The following is a 22465-nucleotide window of genomic DNA, read 5'->3' as shown; positions in this document are numbered from 1 at the left end:
TTTATGGATAAAAAATAGTAATGCCCCGGATCATTTTCCTGATGTACAATGAGCCGGGGCATAAACAATATATCAATTCAGATCTTAATTGACAGGCTTTACAGAAATTGCGAAACCGCCGCTTCTTGCCATTTTAAAGTTCAATTTAGATTTGCTTGTGATCTGCTTTTTGTAGATATTATAGCTTTGAGGATTATCGATATAATCTGCATCTTTTCCGTCTTCATAAACTGTTACTTCATATTTTTTCCCTTTGTCCAGGAAAGAAAAATCTACGGTGTATTCACGTTTATTTTCGTCGGTGATCCCACCAACAAACCAGTTTTCAGTTCCTTTTGCTTTTCTTGCCGTGATGACATAATCTCCCGGTTCAGCCGATAAAATTTTCGTATCATCCCAGTCTGCCGCCACATCCTTGATAAACTGGAAGGCATCCATATGCTTTTTGTAGTTCTCAGGAAGGTCTGCCGCCATCTGAAGAGGCATGTACATGGTAACATATAAGGCAAGCTGCTTAGCCAGCGTAGTTTTCACAAAACGCTTATCTCCGGGGAAATAATAGTCTAATTTCGTCTGGAAAATTCCCGGCGTGTAGTCCATAGACCCTCCCATCCATCTGGTGAACGGAAGAACGGTCTGGTGATCCGGCTTGTTTCCGCCAAATGCTTCGTACTCGGTTCCTCTGGCTGCTTCAGCCGAAATATAATTCGGGTAGGTACGGCTTTCTCCTGTAGGACGCACAGATTCGTGGGAATTCACCATGATTTTATATTCATTGGCTTTTTCAGCAATCCTGTAATAATGGTTGATGGTCCACTGGGAATAGTGATGTTCTCCTCTTGGAATAATATCGCCTACATAACCCGTTTTAACAGCATCATACCCATATTTATTCATCGTCTGGAAAGCTTTGTCTGCCCATCTTTCATAATTTGTGGCAGAGCCTGAAGTTTCGTGGTGCATGATCAGCTTAATTCCTTTTGAATGGGCATAGTCATTCAGCATTTTGATATCAAAATCAGGATAAGGCGTGATGAAATCGAATACATATTCTTTTGAGTGTCCGAACCAGTCTTCCCAGCCAATATTCCAGCCTTCGATCAATAATCCCTGGAACCCGTTTTCGGCAGCAAAGTCAATATATTCTTTAACTTTTGTATTGTTGGCTGCGTGTTTTCCGTTTGGAGTAAGTTTTGCAAAATCTGTTTTACCCAAATGAACGTTTTCTGCCGTAGAATAGGCCCACTGGGATTTCCCGATGATCATTTCCCACCATACGCCCATGTATTTCGTCGGGTGGATATAGGAAGTATCAGTATACTTTGTTGGCTCGTTAAGGTTAAAGATCATTTTGGAATCCATCACTTCTTCTGCTTTCGGGGCAACGATGATGGTTCTCCATGGCGTTACAGATGGGGTCTGGATGTATCCTTTTGCACCCTGTCTGTCTGCTGTAAGATGGGTTTTGAATTTAAAATTCTGCGCATCCACTTCAAGATGGGAAGCCGGATAATCCAAAACAGCTGCTTCTGCCACGTTTACATACAGAGGTTCCTTTCCTTCTTTTTTAAGCATTAACGGAGACTGCACTGCATTTTTAACCAGTTTCTGTGAAGCGTTGGCATCAAAAGCCTTGTCCCATTTGGCAGGAATTTCTGAGATCTTTGTTTCCTGATATTGATATTCCTGTGAATCGTAGTCTGCTACCATCCACCAGGCTTTCATATCTGTTGGGAAATCGATTTCAGAATCTTCTTCGCGGATCACGAAATAATTCAGGTTTTTCTGCTGTGGAAATTCATACCTGAATCCAAGACCGTCATTGAACAATCTGAACTTTACCACTATGCTTCTGTTTGTAGAAGCCTGATCAAGGGTAACGGCAAGCTCATTATAATGGTTGATATAGTTTTTCTTTTCACCAAGAACCGGCTGCCAGGTTTCGTTTTTGGAATCACGTTTTTCTTCTTTTTTTGTGAAACCGTTATTCAGATCAAATTTAGCATCTTCCGGCTTTGCAATCTCGGATGCAAATTTAATGGCTGAGTCTTTAAATAATCTCAATCCTAACTTGGAATCTTCCACCACCACGGCGCCGTTGTATTTCAGATTGTAATACGGTACGCCCTGTTTCAGCTGAAAGTTCATTTCAAACTTCCCGTCCGGTGATTTTAAAGATTGTGCATTCACCCCTGCGAACATCATTGAGAGCAGTACTGCTCCAACTGTAATTTTCTTCATAATGACTATTTATAAACTTAAAAATAAATAAAGTGCTGCGGTAAAGCAACACTTTATCTGCTTATTTGATATGTTTTACAATTTTGTAACCGTTAGCTTGTAATAGGCTGAGTTATGCAGATCCAGTTCTATTTTATAATTTCCTGCTTCAGACACCTTATAGCCCGGATCACCGTCTACTGTGTTTTCAGCATTAAAATAGGTCTGTACAGCCTTTCCTGAGGCAAGAGTTTCATCATTTTTCTTAGGCTGAATCTTTAATAACCAGTCATCATTTGCTCTGAATTTAAACATTCCTGTACTGTTCAGCATGATGGAATTGATCACATAGGTCTTCGTTGCCGGGCTGTAAACAAAATCGGTATCTGCTCCCCATCCTCCGGGAGTAGCATCTCCAATTACGCCAAAGTTGGCAAGTACAGAAGAATAGGTATTGGCTGCCCAGTCCACTTTCATGTAGAAGGTTCCGGCTGAAGGAGGTACAATATCTGCCCCGTCCAGAGCCAGTTTTCCGGTTTTTGTTCCGTCATCTCCTTTATTTCCCGGCCAGTCCTGATTGATGGCGAACTTATATTTTCCATTGTCACCAGTTGCGTTGCTGATCCAGATAAATCCTCTGTAGTTATCATTTTTTTCAGGGGAAAACAGGTTAGGAGAATTGGCTGGAGTCCAGTTGGCATACCCTGCTGCTCCGGCATAGGCTCCCGGCACGTTGATCTTTGGATATACCAGATCCGGATTCGGAGTATACGGTGTTACTTTAAGGGCTATCACATTGGAATAAAACGCGGCTGATCCTACAGAAGTTTTCAGTCTTGCTTCCACTTCATTCACTACATCCGGTGTTGCCCCAATATTGAACATGGCAGCATTCATTGCGGCATGGGTTGCTGAGCCCTGCGTTACATCATTGGAAAAGTCAACAGTTGCGCTTTTTTTAAAACCATCCCCTTTTAAGCCAAATTCTATCTGCTGGGAAGGAACTACGGCAATATTAAACGAAGGTTTTGTCCATGAAAAACTGATCACAGCTTCATTTGATGTGAGCTCACTGAGAACTAACGTATTTTTATCCGCTGAAACCCTGCCTGAAGAAGTTTCACTGATTACTGCCTTGTCTTCATCCTTTTCACAGGATATCAGCAAAATTCCCAGTACCGAAAGGGATAATATTTTGAATAATTTTTTCATTTTTAAGAGTTTTAGAATTAGTAACCAGGATTCTGGATCAGGTTAGGATTCGCGATAATGTCTTTGTTTGGAATTGGGAAAAGGTTTCTGAAGCTTTCCACTGCTTTTCCGTCCTTAACATTTCCTTTCCAAGGCCACAGGTAATCTCCTGTTGTGAATTTGTTAAAACGCACAAGGTCTGATCTTCTGGTTGTTTCCCACGACAGTTCTCTTGCTCTTTCATCTAAAATAAAATTCAGATTGATTGAAGTGACATTTCCGCTTGTATTTCCGTAAGCACGCTCTCTTAACTGGTTAACATAAGAAACAGCCGTTGCCTGGCTACCACCGGCACCGCCTCTCAGAACCGCTTCTGCGTACATCAGATAAATATCCGCCAGACGGTACAAAGGAATATCCGCTTCTACCCAGTTGTTGTGGGCTCCTACAGCTCCGTTACTTTTAACATTTTTGTATTTGATAAATGCATAGCCATCGGTAAAAGACCCCAGGTCATTAATTTCCAGATTCTGTCCTGCGGTAAAGAATCTTCCTCTTTTATCATTTCCATTGGTTGGGAACAGGCCTACGAATGCCTTTGTAGTTCTAAGACCGCTCCATCCACCGTTAACTCCAAACTCAGCAGCCTTCATATCTCCCCCGATTGCCGCATGAACAAGGAAAGTAGTTCCTCCATTCGTCTGGGTATTGATTCCGTCAAAGTTGACGCTGAATATCTGCTCAGGATTATTAAGATTGTTATCGGCAAGGAACAGCTCGTCATATTTCGGTTTTAAAGAGTAACCCGCTGCAATGATTTTATTACAATAAGTGATACAGTCGGTATTTCTCTGGGTTCCTGTATAAACTTCTGCATTCAGGTATAATTTTGCCAATACTGACCAGGCAGCTGCTTTATCTGCTCTTCCGTACTCATTGGTTTTAGGATCTTTCAGCTCTGCTGCTACCGCAACCAATTCGGATTCAATAAAATTAAATAATGATTTTCTGTCTATTCTCTGTGGCGGATTGACTGATCCTGGAAGATAGGTTTCATCTACAAAAGGTACATTTCCAAACATATCTATTGCATGTGTATAAGACTGTGCTCTCAGGAAACGGGCTTCTGCTCTCATCAGTTTTGCCTGAGCAAGGTTGTCACCCGTAATATTATTTTCTGCTAATTTTTCGTCTGTTACGTTTCTCAGGAACTCATTACAGAAAGCAATTTCCGTGTAGATTCTGTAGTACATGGCTGCAATAAATTCATTGGAAGCATCCCAGGTCATTTTATGAAGGGTATGCAGGTTTCCGTCATTCCACCCGATTACGGCTTCGTCAGTGGTTACAACATTCAGGTTGTACAGTAATCTGGTATACTGGGAGAAGCCTCCATTGATCCCATTGATATCACTGTCCGGCTGATCACCGTCTCCGCTGACCTGACCACCCATTGCAAAGCCTCCGTAAAGCTTGGCTAAAATATTTTTATAATTTGAGAAATCTTTATAGATATTCGCAGACGTTACATCCGTAAGTGGTTCTCTTTCAAGATCACTGACACAAGCTGATGCTGTTGTGAGCAAAAATGCAGCAGAAAGAGGCAATACTATATTTTTAAGTTTGATTGTATTAAGTTTCATCGTAATTAAATTTAAAATTGAAAATTAAAGCCTAATGAATATATTCTAGGCATCTGATAGTATCCGTTATCTATGCCGCCAAAAACTTCAGGGTCTACTCCTGTGTATTTGGTCACTACAAAAACGTTTTGCGCCATACCGTATATTTTCAAATTGCTTCCTTTAGAGAAAACTTCTCCGAAATTGTAACCAACATTGATATTATCCAATCTTAAGAACGATGCGTTCTCTACATAAATATCTGATTTATACTGAGGCACAGCAAATTTATATTCCGGAGCTGTGGAGAACACGTTCTGAAGATATTCGTTGGTAGAAGCAGACTGTAATGAGCTATTGGAAGCCATATTATTATACACATAGTTTCCTAGTACTGCTCTTGCACTAAGGGAAAAATCCCAGTTTTTGTGGGATACTTTCGTTGAGAACCCCAAAATAGCATCCGGGGTGGTAGATTTGTAATAATACATATCTTTAGTTGTGATGGTACCGTCTCCGTTTCTGTCGACATACGCACCGTCTACAGGCTTACCATTAGCATCATACACCTGCTGATATACCCAGAATGAATTCGGAGCATATCCTACGGCATGTGCCTGAATCCTGTTTCCTGAACCTCCTTCAATTCCTCCTACTTCCATATTGAAAGATTCATCAGCTCTGGCTTTAAGCTTCGTCACTACCGGTTTGTAATGAGTAGCATTAAAACTCATTTCCCAGGTTGTTTTTTCGTTTTTAACAGGTATTACGGTGATACTTCCTTCAATCCCCTGGTTCTTCATATCTCCCACATTCTGCCAGCTTGCATTGCTTAAGCCTCCTGCCGCTTCATCCGCATATACTAACAAATCTTTGGTATCTTTTCTGAAAAGATCAATAGATCCGGTAATTCTGTTTTTAGCAAAACCATAATCTAACCCTATATTCTTTGTTGTTGTGGTTTCCCAGGTAAGGTTTGGATTATAATTGGCAGGTCTGTACATAAAGTAAAATTCATTTCCAAACTGATAGCCTGCTCCAGGATAACTTGGGTTGTAAGCGGCGAAAGCGGGATAGTTATTCGGTTTATTACCATTTAAAGCGGGAAGTTCCTGCTGTCCTGTTTTCCCCCATCCTGCTCTCAGTTTCAATGTGCTGATCGCTGAAATATTTTTAATAAAACTTTCTTCGTTAAGTTTCCATGCCAATGAAACTCCCGGGAAGACTCCCCATACATTATCTCTCGTTTTATTAAAGAATCTGGAAGAACCATCCTGGCGGACAGATCCTGAAATAATATATTTGTTGGCTACCGTAAAAATTGCTCTTCCATAAAAGGAAACCAGAGTGTATTGGGTTTTGAAATCCAGATCCGGTGGCAGTGTAGTTCCATTTCCTCTGTAGGTAATAGCCCCCGGGATGTCCATACGGAAATCCTGATAAGCATATCCTGCAGTAATATCCACTCCGGTATTAATGGCAGAGATGTTCTTCACATAATTAAAATAGGTTTCCAAAAGCTCGTTATTCTTTTCCATAGAATAGAAATTTGAGCTTCCTTTGTCTTCGAAACCAGGTCTGTATCTGGCATCTTTATATTTATGCCCTTCACTCTTCGTATAATCGTATCCTGCATTGACGTTAAAGTGCAAATCAGGAAGGAAATGAAATTTATAATCCAGCTGGATATTTCCCAATCCTCTGGTTACCGATGATACATCTCTTACTCCATAGATCAGCCCAAGCGGGTTGGTATTGGCATTCACATTGTATCCTGTTGCAGATCCTCCGTCAAGCCATTCATAGTAGCCTCCATAATTGGAATTTCCTGAATAAACAGGCTGTGTAGGATCAAAATAAGTAGCAGCTTTAATCACTCCACCATCCACAAATCTGTTATCTGTAAACGTTCCTTTCGCATTGATGTTCACCGATAAATGATTATCGAAAAATTTTGGACTCAGGTTTAAACCAACAGAAGTTCTTCGGAAGGAATTGGACTTTACAATACCGTTCTGCTCATTATACCCTAATGATAGACGGTAAGGCAAGCCTTTGATACCTCCGGCAAGAGCTACGTTATTATCTGTACCCCATGCAGCCTGATAGATCTGATTTTGCCAGTTGGTATCCGCATTCCCAAGTTTAGCTTTGTAACTGGCGGATGCGTAGGTATTGACAAAATCCCTGAATTCCTGAGCATTCAAAACGTCAACATTTCCCATTTTAGTAGATACAGACATTACCGTTGAAAAATTAACTTTGAATTTTCCGGCACTTCCCTTCTTGGTAGTAATGAGAATAACCCCATTCGAGGCTCTGTTACCGTAAATAGCGGTAGCGGATGCATCTTTCAGGATATCAAAAGTTTCAATATCATTTGGGTTAATTAATGACAAAGGATCGGAAACCCCGTTCATTCCGACAAAATCCTGAGGAACTCCGTCAATTACGATCAATGGGGAGTTTTCTCCGCTTAAGGAAGAGGTACCCCTGATCCTGATTTTAGTTCCGGATCCCGGCGCTCCACTGTTGTTGGTGATCTGCACCCCAGGCGTTTTCCCCTGAATCAGCTGTCCGGCAGAAACTGCTCCTCCGTTGAAGTCTTTTGCGCTTACGGAAGTAATAGATCCTGTAAGGTCTGATTTTTTCTGCTTTCCATATCCGATTAATACAACTTCTTCAATTTTTTTCTCCTTTGTGGTGGAGTCTTGTACCTGCGCATGCATTATTGAACCTGCCAATAAAAATGCCGGCGCTATTTTTAACACCGTTGTAAAATTTCTCACAATATTATTTTTTAGTTTCGTTTTTAATAAGGCTGTCTGACCAGCTTTGCAATTTATAAAAAATTTAGAATTATTATAAAATTAATAGAAATTTGGATAATTTTATGTAAATTTCAAATCATATTAATATTAAACTCCTGTTTTCCATATAATTACATCAAACTATGCAAAACATAACACGTGGATTAATTTAACATTTAGTTAAACAACCGTTTAACTAAATGTAATATAACGAGCTTCCCGTATCGCATAAAACTTATCATATCTCATCCAATCATACTCGGTTTTAGGGAGATAATCCTTATCTTTGCGTTTAAACTTTACTATAAAATGTCAAACAGAAAGATGATTACGGCAGCTTTGCCTTATGCAAACGGACCGGTTCATATAGGACATTTGGCAGGTGTATATATTCCTGCGGATGTCTACGCAAGATTTCAAAGAAGATTAGGAAAAGATGTAGCGTTTATCTGTGGTTCAGATGAGCACGGAATTCCTATTACCATCAGAGCAAAAAAAGAAGGGGTAACACCTCAGGATATTGTAGATAAATACCACGAGATCATCAAAAAATCTTTTTCAGATCTGGGAATTTCTTTTGATGAATATTCCAGAACAACTTCTGAAAAGCATTACGAAACCAGTCAGGATTTCTTTAAAGTTCTTTATGAAAAAGGGAAATTCACGGAAGAGGTTTCCGAGCAGTATTTTGATGAGCAGGCTGGAGAATTTCTGGCAGACCGTTATATCGTAGGAACCTGCCCGAACTGTGGGAATGAGAATGCCTATGGAGACCAGTGTGAAAAATGCGGTTCTACCCTATCCCCTTCAGAACTGATCAATCCGAAGTCTATGCTAAGCGGAAATGTTCCGATCCTGAAAGACACCAAAAACTGGTATCTTCCTTTAAATGAATACGAAGACTTCTTAAATGAATGGATCATTGAAGGCCATAAAGATGACTGGAAACCGAATGTTTACGGACAGGTTAAATCATGGCTGAATGACGGTTTAAAACCGCGTGCTATGACCAGAGACCTGAACTGGGGAGTTCCGGTACCTCTTCCAAATGCAGAAGGAAAGGTACTTTACGTATGGTTTGATGCACCAATCGGATATATCTCTTTTACGAAAGAATGGGCCGAGAAAAACGGAAAAGACTGGAAAGATTACTGGCAGAACGAAAACAGTGACCTGGTTCACTTTATCGGAAAAGATAATATTGTATTCCACTGTATTATTTTCCCGGCGATGATGAAGGCTCACGGCGATTACATTATGCCGAAAAATGTGCCTGCCTTTGAATTCCTGAACCTTGAGAACGATAAGATCTCAACCTCCAGAAACTGGGCAGTATGGGCGCATGAGTATGTACAAGAATTCCCGGGACAGCAGGATGTTTTAAGATATGCATTGCTGTCATCCGCTCCGGAAACAAAGGATAACAATTTTACATGGAAAGATTTCCAGACCAAGAATAATTCTGAGCTGGTAGGAATTTTCGGAAACTTTATCAACAGAGTTGCCGTGCTGATTCACAAATATTATAATGGTGTTGTTCCACAAGGGGATGTAAACAGTCCTGAACTTAAGGAAATCAACAAAGCGGCAAAAGAAATTGCAGGATTCCTTGAAAATTACGAATTCAGAAATGCACTTACTGCTTTAATGAATCTTGCCCGTTTCGGAAATCAATACCTGCAAAATGAGGAGCCTTGGAAAACCATTAAAGATAGTCCTGAGAAAGCCGCACAATCTTTATTTGTAGGAGCTCAGCTGGCTGTTGCTTTGGCTCAGTTGTGTGAGCCGTTTATGCCTTTCAGCTCTGAAAAGCTTTTAACAATGTTCAATGCCGGGCAAGTAAACTGGAGTGACATTGAAACTCAATCTGTTTTGATAGAAACAGGGCACAAGATCAATGAAGCCTCTCTTCTTTTCTCTAAAATTGAAGACAGCGTGATCGAAGCCCAGATTGAAAAACTGGAACAGACCAAACAAAACAATAAAAAAACAAACCCTAACGCCAACCCTATGAAAGAAGAGATTTCTTTTGATGATTTTGCAAAAATAGATCTTAGAACAGCTACCATTTTAGAAGCTGAAAAAGTTGAAAAAGCTGATAAACTACTCAAATTTAAAGTAGATACAGGTGTTGATATCAGAACAGTGGTTTCAGGTGTGGCAGAAAGCTTTACCCCGGAAGAACTGGTTGGAAAACAGGTGATGATTTTATTAAATCTTGCGCCAAGAAAGATCAGAGGTATTGAGTCTCAGGGAATGTTCTTATTAACAACAAAACCGGACGGAAAACTATCTTTCGTAACACCGGATGACAGTAATGTGGAGAACGGTATTGAAATAGGATAATTTCACAAAACAATTATAAAAATGGGTATTCTGTATGCCCATTTTATTTTTTACCAGCTATGGTTAAAAAGAGCGTGTTAAAAAAGCTTTCCCATACGGAACTTGAAAATTATTTAAAAGAAGGAAACCGCTTTACTCCGGAAGCTGTTGAAATGGCTTTTGAGATATTGCAGGAAAATGGACGGGCTTTCAGCGAACAGGAAAAGATCCGGATACAGCAATTCATTCGAGATAAAAAAGCCGGTGAAGAAGCCAAAATTCAGGAAGAAGTTGAAACCTGGAAAGATCATATTACAGAAGACCCAAAGGCCATAAAATTATTTTCAAGAAATGTAATTTTAGTAATTAGTTTTATTTTGGGAACCATTCCCGGGTCTCTGCTGCTTGGATTCAATTTTATTAAATTAAAAAAATACCTTGCTGCTGTTTTAACTTTTATTCTTGGATTTGCTTATCTGCCTTTTCAGCATTTTTTAGTTCAGTTCATGGATGCCGGCAACTCTTATAGTAGCTCCCGGATAACAAGAGGTCCTGAATATTTTGCAGCAGGAGCCGGAATGGTGATTCTGCTTGTAATTTCAGTATTATTTACGCCAAAAAAGCTGCCCTACAGAGCAGCTTCCTATATTTTCCCTATCCTCATTTCTGTTGTAATGATCGTTATTATATTTACATTTCAGGAGGTATTTTCAAGTTATTTTCTGGTGAGGCTTGTCAGATAAGAATCCTCATCCTGAAGTAGTTTTTCCACTTTAAAGCCGTTATTTTCAGCGGCGTTTTTCAATGTTATAAAATCAAGATACAGCCATTTGATTGGATCTTCAGATTCTCCTTTGTAATGAACTACATAATCCAGCTCACCATAGTAGCCGCCAGCCGGAATATAAACCCCTCCGTCTTCATCACGGTCGAACATATACAGGATATCCGTACTGTCAATCAGGATCTGCCCGTTTTCATTCAATAAAGTATGTAGTTTTTGAAGGTAGGTATCAATTTTTTCCAGGCTTTCAAAAATCCCGGTCCCATTCATCAGAAGCAGGATCGTATCAAAGGTTTCTCCGGAAAAATCCAGCATATTTTCACATATCGCTTTTCTAATGCCTCTCAGCTTGCAGACTTCAACAGATCCCGGGGAAATATCCAATGCCAGAACATCCAGGTCTCTTTCATTCTGAAGATACAGGGAGTGAGAACCGGCGCACGCACCAATGTCCAGCACCTTTCCCTGAGCTGTCTTCAACGCTTTCTGTTCAAGAATATTCATATCCTCAAAATCCCTGAAAAGATATGCTACCGGAAGTTCATCCAGTTCCGAAATTGAAGTTTCTGTCTGCAGATCTTCAGGATTCTCATTGTGAAAATAATCCAGGACTGCTTTACCCATTAAATCTTTCATTGCTGCCTTTAAAAGTGCAAAGATAGGGGTTTTCTTAATTTTGAGTGATTAATGATAAGTGATAAATGATAGAAAAAATTACGGGTATAATTCACCATTCACCGGCAAAGCAAATTCACCATTGACATCAATCTCCCAAACCCAGACACCCATTAAAACTACGACCTTCTTCCTTCTACCTAAAACCTACCACCTGCTACCTAAGCCTGCCCCATCGAATCCTTCTCCTTATGTCTGTCCTTCTCTGATTCATTCTCCGCCACCCCTGCTTTCCAGTAAGAATAGGCGTTCAACTCTTGTGCAGTCCAGTTTCTTTCTTTTCGCAGATAGGTCCGTATTTCTTTGACGCTGGAGAACTCGGCAGCAATATATCCGAATTTGGAGGTTTCCGGGATATTGATACTTTTTACGGTATCTGCCATTTCGCTGCTCATGTGCGGAGTTGCGTTATAAAGCCATATAAATTCGATATCCGCTTTAGTCTCCAGAATCTGTTCATCTTCTTTCCCGTGGACTTCAATGATGCAAACCCCTTTTGCGGTTTCCGGCAGTGTTTCCAGCATGGCGCCCAGCACCGGAATTGCCGTGGCATCTCCTGCAAACAGGTACCAATCCGCATCAGGATACATTTCTTTGGCTTCCGTACGCATCATAATGCCCAGCTTTGAACCTGCTTCAGATTCTCTTGCCCATTTTGAAGCCGGACCTCCATCCCCATGATCTACAAAATCAATGATCAGAATGTTTTTTTCAACGTCAATCCCGCGATGGGTATAGGTTCTTACGGCAGGAGCCACTTCTTTCGGAGGATACACCCACTGGCGGTTTTCATCCAGGGTTGGAAAGTGGATTTCATCTAAGCCGGCCGGCGGGACAGCAATTTTATTATTATCCCCGATGGAAGTATTTTTAAACAGATGCGCATCAGGAGAATACAGATAAACTCTTATAAAATGTTCTGTGATATATTCTTTTCTGATAAGCTCTGCAACAACACGGGCAGTTGGTATTCTTGTCATGTAATTTATTTTAAATCCTTACAAATTTAATTTTATTTTGTCTAAATAAAAACAATTAGACTTAAAAATGTAAAGCTCCGCTACAAAAGTGCAGCAGAGCTTTACGGTGAAAAACAAGGTATCTTTAAACGGCAGGCCCGGCTGCGTCTTTTATTTCTTCTGTTAATTTTTTCCGTTCGCGGAGTCTTCTTCTTGCAATGACTGATTTACCACCTAAAACTCTGATAAATCTTAAATACTGGAATCTTTCTCTTCCGAAATGGTGGGTCAAAACATACAGAAGCACTCCAAAACCGGTCAGAATGATATATCCAAAGATCTTTTTCCCCGAGACGATAATGGCATTCAGCTGAATTATTTTCATATTGGCTGCTAAATTTTGCGGGCTTACCGTCATTCCATCAATATAAACAGCGAGATCCCCAATTGCGGTTACCTGAAAACGGTACTGAAACCAGGAATACAGCGCCGAGAAAAAGCCTACCGCCAGGAAAGTTCTCCAGACCAGCACCAGTCCGATAGCTGCAAGCATATCATCCAGTTCCAACTTATCCAATGTATAGAACCACACGGAAATAAACAGTGAGCACATTCCGTATCCCTTTAAAAACATAGGCAGGTACCAGTTCTCATAATTGAATTCCAGAACCATTGAAAAATACATGATCAACGCATAACCCATCATGGCCGAAAAGCCTGAAAAGATGAACATTTTTAAAGGAATCTCTCTTTTAAACCAAAATACAGCCACTGCTCCTGCCAGAATAATTCCGGGAATCATCAGCATATTCAAACCGGCATTGGTCTGCTGATCATAACCCAGAACCCCTACTGCAAAAGTGTTCTGAATGGAAGTTGTTCCCAGGAACATGCCCAGCCACAACAACATAAACAAACCGTGCTGTACATTATTCTTTGTAAATATCTTAAATGATAAATATGGCCTTTTTAACGTGAACTGCCGAACAACAAGCAAAGCAAAGCTTACAAAAGCTGCTATACTCGCATTCATAATATTTTTTGAATTCCACCAATCCTGCTGTTTTCCGAAAGAAAAAACATACGCAGAAAACATAAACGTGGAAATAAAAAGGATAATACTCATCCAGTCAATATAATGCAGCGGAACTTTTAAAGCAAAATATTTATCATGCATAAAAATCCAGTGAATTAAAGCCAATATAAAACACAATACAGCCGCTATCAGATAAAACTGTTGCCAGTTATAATGGATGGATACCACCACTGCATAATAGGCCGCCACCTGGTTCATTACCAGAACAAAAGTGTAAAACAGTCCGTAAAACATCCCCCTGTTCCCGATCATCGTCATAAGCGGAAGAAACAATTCTATAGTGACCATCATCTTCAAAAAGCCGATCAACAGTGCTGTACCTACAAATATCATCGGCTGCATTGTTGTTCCGTTGATGTAGCTCAGAAGCCCCAGTAATACCAGAAGGATTGTCATTTTATCCCTCACCTTGAATCTCATCTTCATTCTGAGGACAACCGGCATACAGGCGCCCATTCCTATGGTGGTGGCATAATTTGCCCACATAAAGTATTCTGTCATTGCCCCGGTCCCGCTCACCAGATAGCTGATGTTTCCGGTGTATACGCCACCAAGAGGCATCACCACTGCCAGTAACAGTGCGATGAGCAGCAGCTGTATGGGTTTAGGCACCCAGTTATTGTATAGTCCTTTGTTGTACATGGGTTTAGAAGTTAGATATTAGAGGTTAGAAATTAGAGGATGGAAGCGTGGGGATGGGAGATGGAAGTTATCTTTGTCATTATACTTCTGCATTCCAAATAAATTCCTTTTGAAAAATTAGAAATTACAGAGAGGGGCCGGAAGCTATTTTTCACCTGCATTAACTCCCATCTTCCATCTTCCATCTTCCTTCTTAAAATCTTTCAATGTTTAAATTCTTAAATCTTTCAATTTAAATTAATATTCACATTCATATTCATTCCTGCACTCAGTTTGTCCAGGTCCTCTTTTTTATTGGCGGTACTGAATTCTATCCGTACGGGAATCCTTTGCTGTACTTTGATAAAATTTCCTGTGGAGTTATCGGTAGGAACATTTGAGTATCGTGAGCCTGTAGCTGCAGAAATAGCAGTCACCGTCCCTTCAAATTGTTTACCTCCCAGGGCATCTGCGGTCATCATCATTTTCTCCCCGATTCTGATATTCGGCATCTGGCTTTCCAGGAAATTGGCGGTTACCCATTTCTGTCCGTTAAGAACGATGGTAGCTACCTGCTGTCCGGGTTGGATCAGCTGTCCTTCAGAGATTGTTCTGCGGCCCATGATACCGTCATAAGGCGCTGTAATCACCGTGTAGGAAAGATTGATTTTCGCCATATCCAATGCGGATTTTGTCCTTTTGATCTCGGCATCATTGATTCCTAACTTACTTCTGACCTCAGTCGTGGATAAATTAGCAGACTGCTTCTGATTGACCAGCGTTTCATAGGCTGCTTTCTGCGCATCATATTCAGTTTTGATCTGATCATACTGCTGTCTGGTAACGGCTTCTGCGGCCAAAAGGTTTTTATAGCGGTTTAAATTCTGTTCGGCATTCCATAATCTAGCTTTTGCACCTGCAATATTGGATTCCATTACACTTACATTGTTGGAAACGGTATTGACGGATGAACTTGTTGCCGATCTCTGCGCCAGCGCATTCTGATACGCAGCTTCCGCCTGTCCCAATTGGGTTAATAATTCATTTTTATCCAGAATAACAAGGGTATCTCCTTTTTTAACCTTCTGGTGTTCGATGAATTTAATGTCTTTGATATAGGCGGAAACCCTTGTATTGATCGGGTTGATAAACTCCTCAACCTGGGCTGCTTCCGTGTAGGTTTTATCCCCGATGTGGAAATATTCACGGACCAGCCAGTAAAGTCCGAATCCAATAACCAGAAATACTACTATATTAGAGATTATCGCTCTGATTTTGTTCTTTTTATTCTGTTTCTTTTTAGCAGCTGCTCCTGACTGTACCGGAGCGGCCTGGGTATTTTGAGTTGTCTCCTTGTTTTCCATTGTCTTGATTTTCAGTTTTAAATTAAAGCGTTCCTGCAGCTTTCAGCAGATTATAGTATTGATACAGCACAGTGATTTCCGCATTGGCAAAATCCAGCTCCGACTGAAGCTTCTGGTTTTGAGCATCGATCATTTCAGCCTGTACTGCCAGTTGGTTTAAGTATTTGGCTTCAGTAATTTTATAGTTTTCTTCTGCCAGTCTTTTTGCATCGTTCAGAATATCTGCCTGCTGGATAGATTCCTGGTACTTCACATAGGCCGCATTTACGGCCATATCTACATTTTGCTGAACCAGCGTTACGGCATCACCTGCCTGCGTTTTCTGAAGCTCACCCAGTTTTACTTTTTCTTTTGTTTTGTATAAATTATCGATATTATAGCTCAAGGAAACACCTGCCTGCCAGCCTCCGGAATACATATCCAGAACAGGATTCCTTGTTGTAATCGGGCGCTGTAACGTATAGCCTCCAAATCCTGAAAGTGTTGGCAGCTGATCCGTCTTGATAATTTCAATATTTTTATCCGCCACATCTATGTTTTTCCTTGCCGATTTTAATTGAGGGTTGCTGTCGTGGGCAAGGCTCATATAATACTCCATCCCGATACCGGATTCTTTATTCTCCAGATTTTCTACAGGAACAATTTCTGTTTCGGCAGGAAGCCCCAATGCAATGTTCAGATTATAATTAAGGATCTTTTTGTTGTTGACTAAAGTCAGAATGCCCTGATCCAGATTTTTAATGGCCAGTTCCCCGCGGATCACTTCGTTACGCGTTACCATACCCTGCTGATAAAACTTCTGAATATTCTTAAGACGTTCCTGGGCCAGCTTTTTATTATTTTGAAACACCAATTCCTGGTTCACAATTTTATAGACATCCAGATAATTGGAAATCACAAGAAATTTTACATCAAGCTTGTTCTTTTCCAGATCCAGCTCAGAAAGCTGTTCGCGGAGCGCTGCCATTTCAATGGATTTATTCACCAGACCTCCTTTAAAGATCAGCTGGGTTGCCTGTACCGCATATGAACTTCCGTAATGCGGCATTGGAATAGTAGTTGAATTCGAAAAATCTTTGTCGATGGCTACCACATCCCCTAAATAGAACTGGCTTGTAGAAGCTGTAATATTAGGGAGCTTTTGAAGTTTTGCTACATTAGTGTTTTGCTTGGCAATATCAATATTCTGAGCCGATACTTTGAGCTGCTGATGATTTTTTACAGCCAAATCAGCCGCTTCACCTGCAGTCATTTGTTTAATCTGTTGCGAAAAAAACAGCACAGGGAATAGAGCTGCCACGAGTGACAGTGCTGTTTTTATATTCTTTGTCATTTTACCTTGTTTTACGAAGGCAAAGTTACAGCGCTTACAAAGTCAAACAAATGTTTGAAGATTGGAAAAAGATGTTCAAATGTAAGATTCTATTTTTCGAACTGACTTCTGTACTGGGTAGGACTTACTTCAAAATGCTTTTTAAAAAAATGGGAAAATGAGTATTGATCGCTAAAACCCAGAATGGAAGAAATCTCTGAAACCGGTTTATTTGAAGAGTTTAAAAGCACTTTCGCTTCATTCATGACAATTAAAGCAATGATCTGGCTTGCAGACTTCCCTGTAACGGATTTTACCACAGCCGAAAGATGTCTGGTTGTAATGGATTGCCGGCCTGCGTAAAATTCTACAGTCCGTTCCGTAAGATGATATCTGGAAAGATCAGTAAGAAATACAAAGACAATTTCCTCCTGTCTGGACATCTGGTTCAAAGAATTATTATCCTCTTTAGAAATAATTCCGGCCATCTGATAGCAGAACACAGAGAAAAGATGCTCTACCATTTCTTTTTTATACAACATATCTGCTTCAGAATCCAGGATAAATTTCAAGAAATTGACGCTTTTCCAAACGACCTCCATTTCATTTTCATGGAAAGGAACACCCTTATTCATCTGTTGCCGGAAATAGCGGTAGGTAATCAACCGATTGAATTTAAGAGATAAAGCTGAGATAAATTCCCGCTTATAAGAGACCATCCTCGACTGGAAATCCCCGCTTACCGATACCATTTCATATACCGTCTGAGGATCGGTCACCATAAACATATTGGCAGAAAGCTCCAGGTCGCTGAAATGCTGACGGAGCTTTATCTTTCCCGATTTGATGAAAATAAACGCAGGATTTTCCGGGCGGAAAGGTTTATCCGCTGAAATTCTCTCGAAAATATTGTGCTGGGTAAAAATTTCAACACCGAATTTTTCTAAGGCTGACATAACACAAATGTAACCAATAAATCCTGCCTGACCACGTTAATCTTCCAGAGAATAAACCGCAAAACTCGCCAGCCAATGGTCTCCGCCGTAATTCCCCTGAAACAGAAGAGGAAGGCCATTGGTTAAAAATACATCTGCCGTTTTCTTAAAATCTTTTTTCAGCGGATGTCCGTCAGGAAGGGATTTTGCAATTCCTTTCATACACCAGGCTTTTGAGAAAGACAGCCCCACAAGGTGAACGGTCTGATAATCGCTCAGATCACTCACCACCGGGATTTTTTCAATGTTTTCAAGGCTTCTTTTCTCGTAGAAATTATTCAGCCACAGTACAAATTCTTTTTGCGGAAGCACTCTTCTCATCAGATCGGCAATTTCAAGGCTTGGCGAAAAGAAATCCGAACCATCCGGTTCCAGATAAGCCGGTGTTTTCTGGTCTTTTCCGTAAAAATATTTTGCTTTTTCTTTCAGCTGAGTTTCAAATTCTTTGTCCTTATTCGCAACAGCCCAGTCGATGGCAAAAGCCAGCCCGAAAGCAGTATTCGGATGAACCCCGGTCCTGTTTGGATAGGTTTGTTTCGGAAGATAGGTTTTCCAGGACTTCAGGATCTGATCGGTCAGAGGTTTTAAATTCTGGTGCCATATTTTGGCCTTGGGATGGTTCCAGTTCGTCAATTCTTCATCAAGCTTCAGCAGCCATGCCCAGCCATAGGTTCTTTCGAAAGTGGTGGTCAACTGATATTTGGTGAAATAATCAGCTTCAGCCTGGAGGTTTTCTTTTTTTAAAGACTGATCCAGAATATTTTCAATGTCTTTTGCATTGGGAAGATTCGGCTTGGTCTTTAGCAGTCTTACCAGCATCCAATGCCCGTGTACTGAACTATGCCAGTCGAAGCAGCCATAAAAACTGGGATGCAGATCTTTTGGAGTCAAAGGAACTTCTCCGGCATTATTGATGATATGTGCGGTTTTATTAGGATACTCCTGATTGATACAGTGAAGCGGTTTTTCTGATAATTTAACCGCCATTTCGTCAGTGAGTTTCGGAGCTTCCTGGGCAAAGATCAGAAATGGGGAAAATGCGAATGCTAAAAGACTTTTTTTCATCCTATAAAAATAGAAAATAATTTAGATTCTTTTTACATCTGCTCAGATTAAAGAATAATCAAATTACAACGATTCAAACAAAAATATACGAATTTGAAACCCAATCAACATTTAAGCATAATTTTTGATAAGATTCAAGAAAAAATATTTATGATTAAATTATTTCTACCTTTATTGATGCTCATCATCATGACCGGGTGCAAAAAATCCGAACTGGAAGCATCAAATTCTACAGCTGTGCACGTGGAGAAATTGGATGAACCTAAGGAAGCCTATCAGGTAGCTCCTCCCAAAGCGATAAGTGAAAAGCTGCTTCCTGATAAAAACCAATCTCCCATAACCCCTAAAAAGATGGATACCATTTCCAAAAAGATTATTAAAAATGGGAATATGAAAATCCAGGTGGGAGATATTAAAAAAGCCCAGAACCAGGTGGCTGATATTCTGAAAAAGAATAGTGCCTACATTCAAACGGAACAGTTTCAAAATACTGACGTGGATGAGAATCTGGATCTTGTAATCCGTGTGCCGCATAAAAACTTTGATACATTGATCAACTCCTTTTCTGAGGGAGTAGGCTCTGTTCTGTCAAAAAATATTTCATCTGATGATGTTACCGAAGAATATACCAATGTTTCCATCAAACTGGCTAATAAAAAGATCTATCTGGAGAAATACCGGGATATGCTCAGAAGTGCTTCTACCACAAAAGATATGATTGAAATCCAGGAAACAATCCGTGAGCTTGAAGATGAAATTGACGTAGCGGAAGGAAGACTTCGGTTTATTGATGACCGCGTCAATTATAGTACACTCAACCTGAGTTTGTACAAAGAAAAAGTAAGAAGCTCAGCTACCTCAAAGATTGGTTTTGGGAGTCGGTTTGCAGACTCTGTGACGGAAGGCTGGAACAGCTTTGTAAGCTTTCTGCTGGGCATCATTTCATTCTGGCCATTTCTGCTTATTATTCCTGTGATCATTTATCTGTGGAGAAAATGGAGAACCCGAAAAACAAAATAAAACAATATTTTCTACAAAATAAAAATCCGGATATCACTTTTGATATCCGGATTTTTACTGCATTATCTGTTACTTAAGCATTGAAATGTTCTTTAACCTTTTCCAGCACCTGTTCATCCGACATTTTCTGCGCCGTATCCAGGGTTATATTAAGGTTTTTAAACTGAGCTGTATCATGCAGATATTTCTTAAGCTCCTCCTGAATAGTTCCAGGACCTGTAATGTATACTTCCTGGGAATTGGTGAGAAGATGTTCGACTTCTTTAAAGAATTTGGCCCGGTTGGTGCGTTCTGCATTATTGGCGGCATTTTCGCTTGAATTTCCATGCTGTATTTCTGCTTTCACAGGGCTGCAAAGAAAAAATTTGAATGCATTCTGGGCATCGTGGTTTTTAACAACAATTGCCTTTTCCGTATCAATCCAAATTCCTGCTAATTTCTTGTCTGACATAATTTTATTTTTTTGTGTTATATACTGTACAGAACAAGAATGATGCAAAGGGGATGTTAAGGGCTGTTAAAAGTTTTTTGTGGCGAAAGGGTTAAAATGCAAAACGGCGAAAAGGCGAAGAAAGCTGAGAAGGCAAAGAGGGCTTATTTGTTTATTTGTTTATTTGCTTATGTGCTTATGTGCTTATGTGCTTATGTGCTTATTGCGAATTTAACCATTTTGCCTTTTCGCCATTTCACCTTTTAGCTTTCTTTGCCTTCTCAGCTTTCTTCGCCTACTTTACATCCCCAGTACAAACACCGCAGGAATCTTATGCAGTTCCGGTTTTGTCTTTTTCCAGTCATTGATGGTTTTAGTCTGGATAAATTCATGGTCCGGATCATTGATGTTGGCAGCGATACACAATTTTGTATTGGGCGACAAAAATTTCGTTAGATCATCAAAGAGCGCGTTGTTTCTGTAGGGGGTTTCCATAAAAATCTGCGAATATCCGGTTTGCTGCACCAGACTTTCCAGACGCTGGATCTGCTTTTTCTTTTCTCCTTTATCAATCGGGAGATACCCATGGAATGTAAACTCCTGCCCATTGAATCCGCTAGAGATTAACGCTAATATAATAGATGATGGCCCTGAAATTGGGATCACCCTGATGTTTTTCTCATGGCACCATTTCACCATAAGATTTCCCGGGTCGGCGATACATGGCAGTCCGGCTTCGGAAAGCAGCCCGAAATCCTGACCTTTAAGCATCAGATTCTGAGCTTCCTTAATATCAGCATTTTCTGTGTATTTGTCCAATAAAAACAGTTTAAGATCTGCCTGTTTTTTTTCAGGAGCAAAGAATTTAACCACTTTTCTTGCTGTCTTTTCATTTTCCACGAAGAAATAATCGGTCTGCATAATGTAATCTTTCAGAACCGGTGAAAAGTGGCTTAAAGGCGTGTTTTCTGATAAGTAGGAAGGGAGTAAAAAAAGCATTTTATTGTTTTTTAGTTCTTTCTTGTAAAGAAGGTTGTTTGAAAAGATGGGCCTGTTCCAGCGAGAACAGTACCGCCGAAATTTTCCATTCGTTGTTTATTTTTACAAAGGTAAGAATTTCTTTGCCCCAATGTTCCATCACCCCTTTATAGGAACAGCTGTAATCAGAAACTACCGAAGCAATCTCACCATCTGTAATTACTTTAACATTATCTGTTTTATTTTCAGACTCATACTTCTTAAATCCAGTGATAAAAGTCTTATAATCTTCAGTATAAACCTGAGAAACATCTGGTATGCGTTCCCTGCGTTTAGCAAGACTTCGCTCGGTAAAAACTCCACTTACCTGAACCGGGCCGTAAAACATGTCATACAGCTCAGCTTCTTTTCCGGTGGAATTCAGCAAAGATGTATATTTATAGGCAAGTTTACGCAGGATAATTTCGTCCTGGCTCTGGCCAGATGAAAACTGAAAGCCCAAAAGCAACAGAAATACCAATGCTTTCATTTAAGCTAATATTTGGTTTTTAATAGCATCACAACCTCTGTCCAAAAGCTGGAAAACCTCTTCAAAATTTTTCATATCACCCCAGTAAGGATCGGGAACTTCAGCGTTTTCATGATCTCCCAAAACTTCCAGAAACAACGAAATTTTCCGGCGTTGTTCTTCATTTCGTGCTTTAGAAACCACATCTGCCATCACATCGATGTCCATGCAGTAGATCTTGTCAAAAGTATCAAAATCCTGTTTGGTAATAGGTCTCGATCTTTGATTTGAAATATTGATTCCATGATTGGCAGCGGTTTGTACAGCCCTTTTATCGGGATGTTCACCCTCATGCATAGAGATTGTTCCGGCAGAGTCCACTAAAAAATTATCCGGGACTTTGGTCTTCATTATTCCTTCTGCCAAAGGGCTTCTGCAAATATTCCCGAGGCAGACCATTAATATTTTCATGTTGTTTTTTATTGAAAAA

The 22465-nt window shown here is 40.2% G+C and carries 18 protein-coding genes; 3 read left to right on the top strand and 15 right to left on the bottom strand.

What is annotated here, in order from left to right:
* Window positions 1–84 precede the first annotated feature (84 nt).
* From B7E04_RS11205 to B7E04_RS11190, 4 genes are all read right to left on the bottom strand, one after another.
* Window positions 85–2241 (bottom strand): glycoside hydrolase family 97 protein, encoded by a 2157-nt coding sequence (locus tag B7E04_RS11205; RefSeq protein ID WP_080778733.1) that lies wholly within the window; start codon window positions 2239–2241, stop codon window positions 85–87.
* Between the two features lie 75 nt (window positions 2242–2316).
* Complete coding sequence (locus tag B7E04_RS11200) at window positions 2317–3432, bottom strand: SusE domain-containing protein (protein WP_080778732.1); 1116 nt, start codon at window positions 3430–3432, stop codon at window positions 2317–2319.
* A gap of 17 nt (window positions 3433–3449) precedes the next feature.
* Window positions 3450–5054 carry a RagB/SusD family nutrient uptake outer membrane protein gene (locus B7E04_RS11195; protein WP_080778731.1) on the bottom strand — a complete coding sequence of 535 codons (1605 nt, stop codon included), beginning with the start codon at window positions 5052–5054 and terminating at the stop codon, window positions 3450–3452.
* An 11-nt stretch (window positions 5055–5065) separates the two neighbouring features.
* A complete protein-coding gene (locus B7E04_RS11190; protein WP_080778730.1) occupies window positions 5066–7822 on the bottom strand; it encodes a SusC/RagA family TonB-linked outer membrane protein in 2757 nt (918 codons plus the stop codon).
* Between the two features lie 330 nt (window positions 7823–8152).
* Between B7E04_RS11190 and metG the strand changes: the two genes are divergently transcribed.
* Both metG and B7E04_RS11180 read left to right on the top strand, forming a co-directional pair.
* Window positions 8153–10189, top strand: a complete 2037-nt coding sequence (gene metG, locus B7E04_RS11185) for a methionine--tRNA ligase (RefSeq protein ID WP_080778729.1) — start codon at window positions 8153–8155, stop codon at window positions 10187–10189.
* 59 nt (window positions 10190–10248) lie between these two features.
* Complete coding sequence (locus tag B7E04_RS11180) at window positions 10249–10911, top strand: hypothetical protein (RefSeq protein ID WP_080778728.1); 663 nt, start codon at window positions 10249–10251, stop codon at window positions 10909–10911.
* On the opposite strand, the gene B7E04_RS11175 is transcribed toward B7E04_RS11180, so the two are convergent.
* The 7 genes from B7E04_RS11175 to B7E04_RS11145 form a co-directional block, all read right to left on the bottom strand.
* Window positions 10884–11588 (bottom strand): class I SAM-dependent methyltransferase, encoded by a 705-nt coding sequence (locus B7E04_RS11175; protein WP_080778727.1) that lies wholly within the window; start codon window positions 11586–11588, stop codon window positions 10884–10886. The genes B7E04_RS11180 and B7E04_RS11175 overlap by 28 nt on opposite strands.
* A gap of 200 nt (window positions 11589–11788) precedes the next feature.
* The gene (locus tag B7E04_RS11170; RefSeq protein ID WP_080778726.1) at window positions 11789–12607 is read right to left on the bottom strand and encodes a siderophore-interacting protein; all 819 of its coding nucleotides are present in this window, start codon (window positions 12605–12607) and stop codon (window positions 11789–11791) included.
* 124 nt (window positions 12608–12731) lie between these two features.
* A complete protein-coding gene (locus B7E04_RS11165) occupies window positions 12732–14324 on the bottom strand; it encodes an MFS transporter (RefSeq protein WP_080778725.1) in 1593 nt (530 codons plus the stop codon).
* A 227-nt stretch (window positions 14325–14551) separates the two neighbouring features.
* On the bottom strand, window positions 14552–15667 hold the full coding sequence (locus B7E04_RS11160; RefSeq protein WP_080778724.1) for an HlyD family secretion protein: 1116 nt from the start codon (window positions 15665–15667) through the stop codon (window positions 14552–14554).
* 22 nt (window positions 15668–15689) lie between these two features.
* The gene (locus tag B7E04_RS11155; RefSeq protein WP_080778723.1) at window positions 15690–17000 is read right to left on the bottom strand and encodes a TolC family protein; all 1311 of its coding nucleotides are present in this window, start codon (window positions 16998–17000) and stop codon (window positions 15690–15692) included.
* Window positions 17001–17089: 89 nt separating this feature from the next.
* Complete coding sequence (locus B7E04_RS11150; RefSeq protein WP_080778722.1) at window positions 17090–17935, bottom strand: helix-turn-helix domain-containing protein; 846 nt, start codon at window positions 17933–17935, stop codon at window positions 17090–17092.
* Window positions 17936–17971: 36 nt separating this feature from the next.
* Complete coding sequence (locus tag B7E04_RS11145) at window positions 17972–19039, bottom strand: DUF2891 domain-containing protein (RefSeq protein ID WP_080778721.1); 1068 nt, start codon at window positions 19037–19039, stop codon at window positions 17972–17974.
* 150 nt (window positions 19040–19189) lie between these two features.
* On the opposite strand from B7E04_RS11145, the gene B7E04_RS11140 reads away from it, so the two are divergent.
* Window positions 19190–20059 carry a DUF4349 domain-containing protein gene (locus B7E04_RS11140; RefSeq protein ID WP_080778720.1) on the top strand — a complete coding sequence of 290 codons (870 nt, stop codon included), beginning with the start codon at window positions 19190–19192 and terminating at the stop codon, window positions 20057–20059.
* 73 nt (window positions 20060–20132) lie between these two features.
* Here B7E04_RS11140 and B7E04_RS11135 read toward each other — a convergent pair whose 3' ends face one another.
* The 4 genes from B7E04_RS11135 to B7E04_RS11120 form a co-directional block, all read right to left on the bottom strand.
* On the bottom strand, window positions 20133–20510 hold the full coding sequence (locus B7E04_RS11135; RefSeq protein WP_080778719.1) for a hypothetical protein: 378 nt from the start codon (window positions 20508–20510) through the stop codon (window positions 20133–20135).
* A gap of 279 nt (window positions 20511–20789) precedes the next feature.
* Window positions 20790–21488 (bottom strand): SAM-dependent methyltransferase, encoded by a 699-nt coding sequence (locus B7E04_RS11130; RefSeq protein ID WP_080778718.1) that lies wholly within the window; start codon window positions 21486–21488, stop codon window positions 20790–20792.
* Between the two features lies 1 nt (window position 21489).
* The gene (locus B7E04_RS11125; RefSeq protein ID WP_080778717.1) at window positions 21490–21996 is read right to left on the bottom strand and encodes a hypothetical protein; all 507 of its coding nucleotides are present in this window, start codon (window positions 21994–21996) and stop codon (window positions 21490–21492) included.
* Entirely contained in the window at window positions 21997–22446 is a 450-nt protein-coding gene (locus B7E04_RS11120; protein WP_080778716.1) for a low molecular weight protein-tyrosine-phosphatase, read from the bottom strand. It abuts the gene before it with no gap.
* Window positions 22447–22465 lie beyond the last annotated feature (19 nt).

Source organism: Chryseobacterium phocaeense (genome assembly GCF_900169075.1).
In the GTDB taxonomy this organism is placed as follows: domain Bacteria; phylum Bacteroidota; class Bacteroidia; order Flavobacteriales; family Weeksellaceae; genus Chryseobacterium; species Chryseobacterium phocaeense.
The sequence above is the reverse complement of the archived record's forward strand: the minus strand, read 5'-3'. Positions and strand labels throughout refer to the sequence as shown.